At 73.5% G+C, this 13,032-nt stretch carries 10 protein-coding genes; 1 reads left to right on the forward strand and 9 read right to left on the reverse strand.

From position 1 onward, the window contains the following. Positions 1-25 precede the first annotated feature (25 nt). The 5 genes from EAO70_RS26410 to EAO70_RS26430 all read right to left on the reverse strand — a co-directional run bounded on the left by EAO70_RS26410 (position 26) and on the right by EAO70_RS26430 (position 7,857). A complete protein-coding gene (locus EAO70_RS26410) occupies positions 26-628 on the reverse strand; it encodes a helix-turn-helix domain-containing protein (RefSeq protein ID WP_055603314.1) in 603 nt (200 codons plus the stop codon). 217 nt (positions 629-845) lie between these two features. Next, complete coding sequence (locus EAO70_RS26415) at positions 846-2,009, reverse strand: acyl-CoA dehydrogenase family protein (protein ID WP_261993061.1); 1,164 nt, start codon at positions 2,007-2,009, stop codon at positions 846-848. A gap of 3 nt (positions 2,010-2,012) precedes the next feature. Next, positions 2,013-2,768: a thioesterase II family protein gene (locus EAO70_RS26420; RefSeq protein ID WP_148005413.1), complete on the reverse strand. Its 756-nt coding sequence runs from the start codon at positions 2,766-2,768 to the stop codon at positions 2,013-2,015. Continuing rightward, positions 2,765-4,465: a GMC family oxidoreductase gene (locus tag EAO70_RS26425; RefSeq protein WP_148005414.1), complete on the reverse strand. Its 1,701-nt coding sequence runs from the start codon at positions 4,463-4,465 to the stop codon at positions 2,765-2,767. Before EAO70_RS26425 ends, EAO70_RS26420 begins: the two co-directional genes overlap by 4 nt. Further along, positions 4,462-7,857 carry a non-ribosomal peptide synthetase gene (locus EAO70_RS26430; RefSeq protein WP_148005415.1) on the reverse strand — a complete coding sequence of 1,132 codons (3,396 nt, stop codon included), beginning with the start codon at positions 7,855-7,857 and terminating at the stop codon, positions 4,462-4,464. Before EAO70_RS26430 ends, EAO70_RS26425 begins: the two co-directional genes overlap by 4 nt. Positions 7,858-8,081: 224 nt before the next feature. Between EAO70_RS26430 and EAO70_RS26435 the strand changes: the two genes are divergently transcribed. Further along, on the forward strand, positions 8,082-8,675 hold the full coding sequence (locus EAO70_RS26435) for a flavoprotein (protein ID WP_148005416.1): 594 nt from the start codon (positions 8,082-8,084) through the stop codon (positions 8,673-8,675). Positions 8,676-8,808: 133 nt separating this feature from the next. Here the strand turns inward: EAO70_RS26435 and EAO70_RS26440 are convergent, their stop codons facing one another. The 4 genes from EAO70_RS26440 to EAO70_RS26455 form a co-directional block, all read right to left on the reverse strand. Continuing rightward, a complete protein-coding gene (locus tag EAO70_RS26440) occupies positions 8,809-9,216 on the reverse strand; it encodes a RidA family protein (RefSeq protein ID WP_148005417.1) in 408 nt (135 codons plus the stop codon). A gap of 58 nt (positions 9,217-9,274) precedes the next feature. Further along, positions 9,275-10,738 carry an NAD(P)/FAD-dependent oxidoreductase gene (locus EAO70_RS26445; RefSeq protein WP_148005418.1) on the reverse strand — a complete coding sequence of 488 codons (1,464 nt, stop codon included), beginning with the start codon at positions 10,736-10,738 and terminating at the stop codon, positions 9,275-9,277. 111 nt (positions 10,739-10,849) lie between these two features. Further along, positions 10,850-11,611 carry a methyltransferase gene (locus EAO70_RS26450; RefSeq protein ID WP_261993062.1) on the reverse strand — a complete coding sequence of 254 codons (762 nt, stop codon included), beginning with the start codon at positions 11,609-11,611 and terminating at the stop codon, positions 10,850-10,852. A gap of 81 nt (positions 11,612-11,692) precedes the next feature. Beyond that, positions 11,693-12,958, reverse strand: a complete 1,266-nt coding sequence (locus EAO70_RS26455; protein ID WP_148005419.1) for a Cmx/CmrA family chloramphenicol efflux MFS transporter — start codon at positions 12,956-12,958, stop codon at positions 11,693-11,695. Positions 12,959-13,032: the final 74 nt, after the last annotated feature.

A 13,032-nucleotide genomic window follows, 5' to 3' on the forward strand; every position in this document is an offset into this window, starting at 1 on the left:
CTCCCCCCTCACGCCCGTCTCCGGCTCAGTCGCCGGAGGCGGGCGTCCGGCCTGTCGGCCTCGCGCGGATGTGCATCCGCTCGCCCTGGCGGCCGAAGAGGCTCAGCACCTCGACCGAGCCCTGCCCCGTGCTGCCGAACCAGTGCGGCAGCCGGGTGTCGAACTCGGCCACCTCGCCCGGGTCGAGGACGATGTCGTGGTCCGCCAGCACCAGCCGCAGCCGTCCGGAGAGCACGTACAGCCACTCGTATCCCTCGTGGGTGCACAGCTCCGGGGTGTCGCGGCTCGCGGGCAGGACCATCTTGTAGCTCTGCAGCGGCCCCGGCTGGCGGGTCAGCGGCAGCACCGTGTTGCCGTTCACCGCGTGCGGCTTGAGGCGGACCCGTGGGTCGCCCACGTCGGGGGCGCCGACCAGTTCGTCGATCGGGACCTGGTGGGCCTGGGCGATGGGCAGCAGCAGCTCCAGGCTGGGGCGGCGCTGGCCGGCCTCCAGGCGCGAGAGCGTGCTCTTGGAGATGCCGGTCACCTCCGACAGGGCGGCGAGGGTGACGCCGCGGGCGGTGCGTAGACGCTTCAGTCGGGGACCGACGGCGGACAGGGCCTGGGCGATGGACGAGGGCTGCTCCACGCCGTCATTACATGCAGTCGTCCCGGAATTTGCAAAGAGAGGTGCTGTTTTCGGACGCGCCCGCCGAGCCCGTCGCAGGTGTCGGGCACGCCGGACGCCCCGCCCGGCGCGCGTCGGGGGGTGGGGCGCGCCGGGCGGGGCGGTCTCGGGGGCGGCCCGCGTCACGGGCTCCCTACGTCACGGGCCTGCGTCACGGGCGTGCGTCACAGGTCCGCGTTCACAGCCCCATCGAACGGCCGATCAGCTCCTTCATCACCTCCGTCGTCCCGCCGTAGATGGTCTGCACGCGGCTGTTGGCCCACTCGCGGGAGATCGTGCTCTCCTTGAGGTAGCCGAAGCCGCCGTGGATCTGGAGGCAGCGGTTGGCGATGTCCACCTGGAGCTCGGTCGTCCACCACTTCACCTTGGCGGCGTCCGTCACCGACAGGCGGCCCGCGTTCAGCTCGGTGACGCAGTGGTCGAGGAACACCTGGGCGATCGTCAGTTCGGTGTCCATGGTGGCCAGTTGGAACCGGTTGTGCTGGAAGCCGCCGATCGGCCGGCCGAAGGCCTCGCGGGTCTTCGCGTACTCCAGGGTGTCGGCGAGCATCCGCTCCGCCGCCGCCACCGCCACGGTCGCGATGCTCAGCCGCTCCCGGGGGAGTCCGGCCATCATGTAGGCCAGGCCGGCGTTCTCCCTGCCGATCAGGTTCTCGGCCGGCACCCGGCAGCCGTCGAAGAACAGCTCGCAGGTGTCGCTCGCGTGCCAGCCCAGCTTCTCCATGCGCCGCCCGCGGGTCAGGCCGGGCGTGCCGCGCTCCACCACCAGGAGGCTGATGCCCTGCGCGCCGCGCTCGGGGTCCGTCTTGGCCGCGACGACGATGACGTCGGCGTTCTCGCCGTTGGTGATGAACGTCTTCTGCCCGTCGAGGACGTAGGAGTCCCCGTCGCGCACGGCGGTCGTACGGATGTCGGCGACGTTGGAGCCGGCGTCCGGCTCGCTCATCGCGATGGCCGCGATCAGCTCGCCCGCGCACAGGCCGGGCAGCCAGCGCTTGCGCTGGTCCTCGGTGGTCCGCTCGGCGAGGTACGTGGCGATGACGTCGTTGTGCGCGACGAAGCCGGGCGCGGTGGCCCGGGCCCACATGATCTCCCGCTGGAACACCGCCGGGTAGCGGTAGTCCGGCTCGCCGCCCCCGCCGTACGCCGGGTCGACGCCGATGCCGAGGAGCCCGGCCCGGCCCGCCGCCCGCCACACCTCGCGGTCGACGATGCCCTCCCGTTCCCAGCGGGCGTGGTGCGGGAGCACCTCCCGGGCGAGGAACTCCCGGCAGGTGTCCCGGAACTGCTCATGCTCCGGCTCGTACCGGATCGGCGGGCGGCTGCTTCGGTGCTGTGCCACGGCTCAGTCCTCCCCGGGTCCCGTGTCGTCGGTGATGATCGTCAACGTCTCGGCGGGACGCCGGACGGCGGCGAAGTGGCCGCCCTCGATCTCCACCCGGCGGACCGGCGCGGAGCTGTGCGCGTCCCAGGGCCAGACCCGCTCCGGAGGGGCGTGGACGTCCTCCCGCGCGGCGATCAGGGTGAGCGGGAAGTCCACCCGCAGCCCCGCCGCCTCCCGGGCGAACTCCGCACGTACGCAGTCGTCCTCGCGGAGCATCCGCAGCAGGATCCGGCTCATCGTCGGCTCGGCGAGGACGGCCGGCGGGGTCCCGCCGTCGGCGGCGGTACGGGCCAGGAGCTCCTCGTCGGGGACGGCGGCGAGCAGGGCCCCGGGCCGCTGGAGCGCCGGCGGCACGGCGCCCGAGAGCACCGACCGGACCGGCTGCACCCCGGTCTGCCGGGCGACGTGCTCGGCCACCGCGAGGCTCATGGTGGCCCCGAAGCTGTGCCCGAACGTCGCCCAGCGCAGCCCGGGGGACCGCTCGCGCTCGGCCAGCAGGTCGGCCGCCACCTGCTCGGCCATGGCCCGTACCAGACCGTGGTAGTTGACCGCCTTGCGCTCCTGGCGGCGCGCGCCGCGGCCGGGGGCGTCCACGCCCCGGATCCGCAGCCGGGGCTCGCCCAGCGGCTGCCAGCCGCGGTAGACCTGGGAGGTCGCGCCCGCGTGCGGGAAGCAGTAGAGCCGCACCGGAGGGCTCGGGACAGGGTGCACGGTCATTCCTCCATGCTCCGGGCCAGCTTCTCGGCCAGCATCAGGGTGGTCAGGTTGGTGGGTGCGCTGGGGATCGACGGGAAGAGCGAGGCGTCGACGATCCGCAGGTTGCGGGTGCCGTGCACCCGCCCCTCCTGGTCGGCGACCGTGTACGGGTCGGAGTCCGGGCCCATCCGGCACGAACCGGCCGCGTGCCAGCCGGGGTTCATGATGTGCCGGACCCCGCTGCGCAGCACGCCGTCGTTGGCGACCATCCGGTCGCTCCAGAACTGCGTACGCGTCAACCGGGCCGACAGGCCGGGGGAGCGCAGGAAGCCCCACGCCCTGCGGACCCCGTGGCAGAGGCGCTCGACGTCCTCGGGGTCCGTGCCGAGGCCGAGTTCGATGACGGGCGCGGCCAGCGGGTCCGCGCTGTCGAGGAAGACCCGGCCGCGGGAGCGGGGGCGCAGCAGCATCACCGACATGCCGACGACCAGGGGCCAGCCCAGCCGGTCGACGAAGCCGGGGATGGTGTGGCTCTCCACGTTGTTGAGGAGCCCCATCTGGATGTCGACGTCCTCGTCGAAGCCGCTGCCCATCCGGGCCGCCACCTGCCGCCAGGGCAGACCCGGGGTGCACACGCCGTCGGCCGGCCGGGACCAGATGACGACGGACGGGTGGTCGACGAGGTCGCGGCCCACCCCGGGCAGGTCGGCCACCGGGTCGATGCCGAGGGCCGCGAGCAGAGCCGGGTCGCCTACGCCGGAGCGCTGGAGGATCACGGGGGTGCCGACGGCCCCGGCGGCGAGGATCACGTTCCGGGCCCGGAGGGTGTCCAGCCGCCCGTCCCGTTCGGTCTCCACGCCGACGGCGCGGGTGCGGTCCTTCGGGTCGAAGAGCACCCGTGTGACCCGCACCCCGGGGCGCACGTGGAGCCGGGTCAGCGCGCGGGCGCCGGAGAGGAAGGCGGTGGCGGCGTCGATCCGCTCGCCGTCGACGGTGTTGCCGGGGATGGGGCCGACCCCGGCCTCCTCGCCGGAGTTGAGGTCGGGGAGGTCCGCCACGCCCCGGCGGCCGCACTCCTCCCAGAAGGCGGCGTCCAGGGGGTGGACGTGCTCGCGCGGGGTCCGCCGGATCGGCAGCGGGCCGCCGTCGCCGTGAGCCGCCGAGCCGGGGTGGTCGGCGTCGTTCTCGATGGCCCGGTAGTGGGGCAGCACGCGATCCCAGGACCAGTCGGGGTTGCCCCGCGCCGCCCAGTCGGCGAAGTCGCGGGGCAGTCCGCGCAGGGCGATGGCGCCGTTGACGGCGGAGCCGCCGCCCACGACCTTGCCGAGCTGGTAGGGGAACCGCTCCCAGAGCGCGCGGGCCGGGCTTCCGGCGCCGTCGCCGCCCTTGAGCAGGTCCTCCAGGCGTTCGCTGCTGCGGAGGTTGGCCCGGTAGTCCCAGTTGTACCCGGCGAGGACGAGCCGCCCCGCGTCGGCCAGCGGGTGGGCGCGGTCGCGGGGGACCGGCTGGTCGGGCCCGGCCTCCAGGAGCAGGACGGTGCCGGAGTCGCGGGCGGCGAGCCGGGCGGCGACGAGCGCGCCGGCCGAGCCGCCGCCGACGACGACGTGGTCCCACTCGGCGACGAGGGAGTCCGGGGCGGAGTTCGGTGCGGCATCCGGGGTGGAGATAGGGGCGGAATCCGAGGCGGGGTCCGGGGCGGCTCCCGGCGTCGTGGTCATACGGCGGACTCCTCGGCCGCCGCCGAAGACTGCCCGGACTGCGCCGACGGCACCGGCTGCCCGGTCTGGCCCGGCTGACCGGTCTGAGTCGGCTGAGCCGACTGTGCGGGCTGACCGGCCCGCGCCGACTCCGCCGCCGGGGCGATCAGTTCCGCGAAGGACGAGATCGAGGCGTTCATGAAGAGGCCCTCGACCATCTCCTGCTCCATGTCGGCCTCGATGCCGAACTCCGCGCGGAGCACCGTGAGCAGGCCGACCGCGTGCAGGGAGTCGCCGCCGATGTCGAAGAAGCCCTCCTCGACGCCGAAGTCGTCGTGGCCGAGCTGCTGGGACCAGAGGGCGAAGAGCCGCTCCTCGATCCGGCTGCGCGGGGCGACCCGGCCGCCGGCGGTCTCGGTGTCGTCGTTCCACGGCGTCGGCAGCGCCTTGTGGTCGATCTTGCCGTTGGTGGTCAGCGGCAGGGTCTCCAGGGTGAGGAACCGGCTGGGCACCATGTAGCCGGGCAGGACGGCCGCGAGCTCCTCCCGCAGCTCGGCCGGATCGGGGGCCGCGCCCGCCTCGGGCACCACGTACGCCGCGATCTGCCGCTGTCCGGTACGGGCGTGGGCGGGCGCGGTGACGAGGGCGGTCCGCACGTCCGGCCGGCGCAGCAACGCGGCCTCGATCTCGCCGAGTTCGACGCGATAGCCGTTGATCTTCACCTGGAAGTCCTCGCGGCCGAGGATCTCGATGTCGCCGCCGGGCAGGTAGCGGCCGAGGTCGCCCGTCCGGTAGATCCGCTCCCCGGTGACCGGGTGGACCGGGAAGCGTTCGGCGGTGCGCCCGGGGTCCCCGAGGTAGCCCTGGGCCACGCCGGTGCCGCCGATGTGGATCTCGCCGGTGACGCCGACGGGGGACGGCTCCTGCCACTGGTTGAGGACGTGCATCGTCTGGTTGGCGAGCGGCTTGCCGTACGGGATGCTCGACCACTCCGGGCGGACGCTGTCCACGGGGTGGTGGATCGACCAGATCGAGCCCTCCGTGGCGCCGCCGAGGCTGATCACCCGCAGCGCGGGGAGCTTCTCGTGGATCCGGGCCGGCAGGTCGACCGGGATCCAGTCGCCGCTGAGCAGCGCGAGACGGAGCCGGCAGCCGCGCGGCACCGCGCCCTCGCCGAGGGCGTCGATCCACATCCGCATGGGCGCGGGCACGCTGTTCCAGATGGTCACCCCGTACCGGCCGACGAGCTGGGACCAGTGCGCCAGGTCGTTTCCGCGCGCGGGGTCGGGCACGACCACGGTGCCGCCGGCGCCGAGGACGCCGAACAGGTCGTACACGGACAGGTCGAAGCCGGCCGGGGCGAGCGCCATCGTGCGGTCGTCCGGGCCGACGCCGAAGCGGCGGTTGATGTCCTGGACGGTGTTGGCGGCGCTGCGGTGGGTGATCATCACCCCCTTGGGCTCGCCGGTGGAGCCCGAGGTGAAGATGACGTACGCGAGGTCGTCGGGCCCCTGCCGGGTGCCGGGTGCCCACTCCGGGCAGGCCAGCGTCTCCGGGTCCTCGGGGGTCAGCACGGTCACGCCGTCCGGCCAGGGCAGCGACCCGCGCAGCTCGGGGTCGGTGACGACGGCCCGCACCGAGCAGCGGTCGAGCAGTCGCAGGCGCCGCTCCTCGGGCAGTTCGGGGTCGATGGCGACGTAGGCGGCGCCGGTGTGCAGGACGCCGAGCAGCGCGGCGTACTGCGCGGCGCCGGGCCGCATCGACACGGCGACGATCTCGTTCGGGGCGGCGCCGGGGGAGCGGAGCAGCCGGTGCGCGATCCGGTGGGCGGACTCGGTCAGCTGCCGGTAGGTGGTCTCCGCACCGGGCGTGACCACCGCGGGGGCGTCGGGGCTGCGCCGGGCCGCCTCGGCGACCAGCTCGTGGAGCAGCGCCGCGGGGATGTCCTGGGCGGTGGCGTTGGCCCGGTCGCGCTCCGCCGCCTGCGCGGCCGGCAGCGGCACGACGCCGCGGGTGGCGTCCCACAGCTCCGGCTCGTCGGTGAGCCGGTCGAGCAGCGTGGTGTACGCCGCGAACATGTCCTCCAGGGTGCCGGCCGGGAACAGGCCCTCGACGGCGTTCCAGTTGACCGAGAGCCGGCCGTCGAGCTCCAGGATCTGGTTCTCCAGCCACACCTGCGGCGTACGGCTGTGGTCGTGGACCAGCGGCCCGAAGGACTCCAGGCGTCCCGCGCCGGGCGCGTCGCCGCCGGCGCCGAGCGTGCTGGAGAAGACCACGGGCAGCGACGCCCGGCCGTCGTCCCGGCGGCGGGCCAGGTCGCGCAGCACCCGGATGCCGCCGTGCGGGTGCGCCAGGTTCTCCAGGAGCCGCTGCTCCAGGTCGCGGGCGCGCCGGACGAAGCTCTCCTCGGGGCGGCCCCCCACGGCCAGGAGGCTCGGGTCGAGGAAGTTGCCGATGACGTCCTCGATCCGCGGGTGCAGGCCGAGCCGGTGGAACTGGGTGACGGTCAGGGTGAACTCCTGCCGCCGCGACCAGGTGCGCAGCACCTCCGCGTAGGCGGCGAGCAGCACGCCGGACGCGGTCAGGCCGTGCCGCTCGGCCGCCGCCCGCAGCGCCGCCCAGCGGTCGGGGGAGAGCTGCGCCCGGTGCCGTACGAAGCCGGGGGTGCCGAGCTGCTCCGGCGCGGCGGCCAGCGGGAGTTCGGGCGCGCCGGGCAGGTCGGCCAGCCGGTCCGCCCAGTAGGCGGCGGACTCCCGCCCCAGGGCGTCGCCGCGCAGCTCCTCGCGGGCGAGGACGTAGTCGCGGAACGAGACCTCCGGCGGCTCGGGCCGCCAGGCCGGGTCGTCGTAACATCGGCGCCACTCGTCCATGAGGCGGTAGAGCCCGCGCATGTCGAGGAAGAGCAGGTCGGCGGCGACGTGCAGGCGCATCCGGTCCTCGTCGAGGCGGGTGGCCCGCACGTCGAGGAGCGGGGCCCGGTCCAGGGGCATGAGCCGGCCGGTCAGTGCGGAACGCAGCTCCGCCAGGGCGGCCGACCTCTCCGCCTCGGGGCGGCCGCGCAGGTCCGTGACGCGGAGCTCGTACGGCTCCACCTCGGCCGCGGGGACGACGCGCTGGGTCTGGTCGGTCCCGGCCACCGTGCGCAGGGCCTCGTGCCGGGTGATCACGGTGTGCAGGGCGCCGGCGAGCCGGTCCGGGTCGAGCGCGGGACAGTCGAACTCCAGGTAGTACTGGCTGGAGATGCCGCCCAGCTCCAGCCCCTTGTGGCGGCCGATCAGATACGCCTGCTGGATGTCGGTCAGCGGGAAGGGGTCGTGCCGGTGCTCGGGCCGCGGCTTGAGTTCCAGGAGCCGGTCCTCGTCCAGGCGGGGGTGACCGGCACCGCCGCGCAGCCTTGCGAAGAGATCCTCCATCGTCGTCCGTCCCTTTTCCTCGGATGCCCTGCCGGGCTTTCGAATTCCCTTGCGAGAAGCGACGTTAGGCAGTGCGGCCAAACGGTCTCAATACGGTGGGACCGTAGGGACGACCGAAGGGTTTCCGGGCCGCCGGACTTTCGCTGGACCCGCTCTGGACGCGCCCTGTCGGCCCTCGGAGGCGCCCTTGACCTGCGGCGGGACGGCGGCGGCATCATCGGCCCATGGGAATTCGAAACTCCCCGGAGTCGACCGGGAAACGCATACTCATCGGTGCCACCGGATCCATCGCCGTGACCAGGCTGCCCGCCTATGTCGAGGCGATGCGCCGACAGATCGAGGGCAGTACGTTCACCGTTCTGATGACCCACACGGCCACCTCGTTCCTTTCCCCGGAGAGCGTCGCGCTCTTCGCGGAAAGGGTGGTGAGCGGGGAGTCTCCGGCGGACTGGCCGACCGACAAGCCGTCCCGGCTCGCCGCCGACCACGACGTGCTCGCGGTGCTGCCGTCCACCGCCCACACGCTCGCCTCGGCCGCCGCGGGCGCCGCGCCGAACCGCCTCCTCACGGTCGCGCTGTCGGTGGACTACCCCGTGGTCCACTTCCCGGTGATGGGCGCGAAGATGTGGCACAAGCCGGCCGTGCAGCGGAACATCGCGCGGATCCGCGAGGACGGCGGGCTCGTCAACGAGCCCGAGTGGCACGACGGTTTCGACCCCACCACCGGGACGGGCAGCCGCCACCCGGCGCTGCCCGCGCCGGAGACGGTGGCGGCGGTGATCGAGGACCTCCTGGCCAAGCAGCGCGCGCTGAGCTGAGCCCCGGGACGCGCGTCAGGGCCCCGCCGTGACCGGCGGGGCCCTGATCCGTGCCTGCGCGTACCGGAGTACCGGCGCACAGCCGTGCGGGAGTACCGCCGCGCCCCGCGGGGGACGGGGCGCGGCGGTACGGCTATGCGGCGACCGCCGTCGCCTCGATCTCGATGAGGAAGTCGGGCTCGGCGAGGGTGGCCACGCCGACCAGGGTGGTCGGCTTCACGACGTCGGCGCCGATCCGGGCCGCCGCGCGCTCGGCGCCCGCGGTGACCGCGTCCCACTTGTCGAGCGACCAGTCCTTCGCGTAGATCGTCAGCTTCACGACGTCCTCGAAGCTCGCGCCGGCCGCCTCCAGGCCGGCGGCGATGTTCAGGTAGACCTGCTCGGTCTGCGCCGCCAGGTCGCCGGTGCCGACCGGCTCGCCGTCCGCGGTGCGCGGGGTCTGGCCGCTCAGGAAGATGACGCGGCTTCCGGTGCCGACCGCCAGCTGGTGCCAGCCGTACGGCTTGGTGAGGCTGGGCGGGTCGATGTTCTCGACAGCCATGGGGTGTCCTTTCGGGTGGGACGGGTCGCGGTGGACGGGTGCGGGACGGCGTCGGCGGTCAGCGGTACTCGCGGCAGGTCGCGTAGTACTTCCGCAGCAGGCTCACCAGCTCGGGGTCGAAGCGGGAGGCGAAGAGCAGCTCGGCCGGCGGGGTGAACTCGGGGTCGAGCTCCTCGGCCCAGGCGAGGGTGGCCGGGCGCAGGTCCATCTCGATCCACTGGTGCCACTCGACGGGGATCGTCCAGTCCTGCTCGTACCCGATGCCCATCTGGTGGTCGATGAGGAGGTCCACGATCTCCTCGCGCGTGCCGGTGCGGTACGGCTGCCGCAGCGGCGCGAACCGGTCGAGGTCGGCCTGCGGCTCCTCGCCGAGGATGCGGGCGGCGAAGTCCTGCGCGAGGAGCGGCGACAGGTGCAGGCCGTCCCGGTAGGTGCCGGTCATGATGGTCAGACCCCGCATGCCGCCGTCGCCGAGCAGCGGGAAGCCGTCCATGGAGACCGGCCGGTTGCCGACCTGGACCTTGGTGACCTCGCTGTTCCAGAGGTTGCGGCGGACCTGGCGGTGGGCGCACTGGAGGAGGAAGACCAGGTCGCGCATCTCGGGGGTGTCGCGGGGCTCGACGGCGATGACGTTGGTGGCGCCGACGTAGACGTGTCCGTCGCCGCGGGGTACCACGTGCAGGCCGCACGCGAAGGAGCGGTTCGGCGTGCGGATGACGCTGTCCGGGCTGGTGCCGTCCTGCGTCCTGATCAGCGAGGAGACGCCGTAGCCGCTGACCAGCCGGGGGATGCGGGGGCCCACGGGCAGGCTGTCCAGGAGTTCCTGGGTGCGCGCCCCGGCGGCCAGGGTGATGTGGTCGGCGGAGATCGTGCGGCCGGAGGCGAGGACGACGCCGGTGACCCGCTCGCCCTGGTACTCGACGCGGGTGGCGAACTCGGGGACGAGGGTGACGCCGGCCCGGACCGCGGCGGATTCGAGCCGCTCCAGGAGGGCGGCGGCGTTCACCGCGTGCTCGCCGGGTATGTGGAAGGCCTTCAGCGGGCGGGAGATCGGCTCGGCGTCGACCCAGTCGAGGTCGGCCGGCTCCACGTCCTCGAACGGCTCCTCGTAGCGGGTGAGTTCGGCCTGGATGGCGTTGTAGTTGGCGTCGTCGATCTCGGCGGTGCCGATGGTGTTGAGGACGACGGTGGTGCCCCGGGCGGTACGGACCGGCGCGCCCTCGGTCTGCTCCTCCAGCTCCTCCAGCCACGGACCCCACAATTCGGTCGCCTTGATGCCGAGTTCCAGCTTGTGGCGGCCGTGCTCGGTGGCCAGCAGCGAGGTGGTGACCTCGCCGAAACAGCCGAGCATGGCACCGGCCGCGGCCGATCCCGCCCAGGGCCGGTGGGGTTGGCCGAGCACGGCGACGCGCTGTCCGCGTCGCGCCAGGACCCAGGCGAGCGACAGTCCCAGGACTCCGTTACCGGCGATGACGGTGTCGAAGCCGGTGCCGACCGCGTCTGCGTTCCTGTTGGCGTTCATCAATGTCCAATCTCCCGGGGCGCGGCAGGGCGCCCCGATGGGTGTGGGTGGGTCGATGGCGTCGGAACTGCTGGTGCGTGGTGCGGGGAAGGTGCGCTGGAGCGGCGCGGGTCAGCGGCGCCGGAACTCGTAGAGGGTGAAGTCCATGTGGACGATGCCGCGTTCGTCGGTGTGGGCCTCGACCACGGGGGAGTCGCCGAAGTCGGCGGCGGGCAGCTCGACGGATTCGGTGCGCAGCCGCTTGCCCTCGAACCCGGCCTCGTCGGCGGCGCGCAGCATCTTGAAGGGGTTGCCCATGGCCTCGCTGGTGCCCAGGTAGATCCTGCCGTCGGGGGCCAGGTGGCGGACCACGTCGCGGAAGAAGCGGTTCACCAGGCCGTAGCCGGGGTCGAAGACCGCGCGCTCGATGTGCCCGGCGTACGGGCGGTCGGCGGGCGCCTCGATGAACGGGGTGTTCCAGAAGACCGTGTCGAGCCGCTCGCCGGGGTCCAGGGCGTCGAAGAGGTCGCTGGTCAGCGCGGTGAACCGGTCGGTCACGCCGTGCCGTTCGGCGTTGCGCCGGGCGTTCTCCACGGCGGCCGGGTTGATGTCGGTGGCGAGCACCCGCGCGGCCCCGTGCTGCGCCGCGAGCACCGCGGCGATGCCGGCGCCGCAGCCCAGCTCCAGGAAGCGGGTGCCCCGTTCGTACGGCACCCAGGAGGCGAACAGGCCGGGGCCGGGGTCGGTGTAGGGCGGGAACACCTCGGGCAACAGGTCCCATTCCCTGCCGAGCAGCGAGAAGGTCGACTGCGTGGGGCGGTCGGGGCTCTGGATCTGTGTCACGACCCAGGTGCCGAGTTCGTAGCCCAGCTCGTTGTCCAGCTCGTTGTCCATGAGGTCCTCCCTGTGGGGAGCCGGCGGAGAGTTCCGGGGGACGGAGCTCTCCGCGGCTACCGGTGGTGTGTCATGACGTGGTCAGTTGTCCGCGACCGCCTGCGCGGTCGGGCCCGCCGGGGCGCTGGTGGGCTCGGCGGTGCGGGCGGCCCGGTTGCGGGCCATCGTGCGCTCGACCAGGACGACCGGGATGGTGAGGACGGCCAGTCCCGCGCCCAGCCACGGGATCGAGGTGAGGCCGGCACCGGCGCCGAGGGCCACGCCCGCGAGGACGGGGACCACGCTGATGCCGAGCTGGAACATGGAGACGGCGGTCGCCCCGGCGAGCGTCGGGGCGCCGGACGCGACGGTGAACACCCGCCCGTAGATGGCCGGGTTGAGGACGAAGCCGGCGACGCCGAGGAGCAGGACCAGCGGGACGACGGCCACCGCGTACTCGGCGAGGAGCGCGAGCAGCACGGAGCAGACGAGGATTCCGCCGGCGCCGATGAGCAGGGCGTGGTGGGGGCGTCCGTCGGCGATCCGGCCGCCGATGGAGAGGCCGATGAAGGCCCCGATGCCGAAGAGGACGAGGATGCCGGGCACCCACACCGAGTCGACACCGGTGACGTCCGTGAGGAAGGCCGCGAGGTAGTTGTACGAGATCATGTACGCGGCGGTGCTGAGCAGGGTCGCGGCGTACACCACCCACAGCTGCGGCTGCCGCATCGTCCGCAGCTCGCGCTTGACGCTGGGCTCCTGCGCCGCCTTGGTGGCGGGCACGGCGACGATCGTGGCGACCGCGCTCAGCACGGTCAGCGCCACCACCGCCCAGAACCCGCCCTGCCAGCCGGTGAAGTGGCTGAGGAAGGCGCCGGCCGGACCGCCGGCGACCATGGCGATGCTGAGGCCGCTGACCACCACGCCGGAGGCCCGGGCGGTGCGGTCGGGGGTGACGAGGGAGATCGCGGTGACGGCGGCGACGGCCCAGAACCCGGCGTACGCCAGGCCGATCAGGAAGCGGGTGACCAGCAGCACGGTGAAGTCGTCGGTCAGCAGACCGACGGCGACGCCGGCGGCGAACACCGCCTGGGAGATCACCAGGGTCGTCCGGCGCGGCCAGCGCAGGGTCAGGACGGCCAGCGGCGGCCCGCCGATCACCACGCCGATCGCGAAGGCCGAGATCAGGGCGCCCGCGGAGGAGAGCGAGATGTCGAGGTCGTCGGCGATGTCCGGGAGGACGCCGGCGAGCAGGAACTCGGCGCTGCCCATCGCGAACAGGCTGAACGCGAGCAGGTAGACAGCGAGCGGAAGCCGTCCGTTGGCCTTCGGCGAGGCCGCTTCCTGGGACTCGGTCTGGACGCTCATCGGTGGCCGCCTCCCGTCTGCGTACCGGCGTTCTCCGGGGTCGGGGCGGGGTGCGGGACGGCGGTGGGACGGGA

It is taken from the genome of Streptomyces sp. adm13(2018) (assembly GCF_008042145.1).
GTDB lineage: Bacteria > Actinomycetota > Actinomycetes > Streptomycetales > Streptomycetaceae > Streptomyces.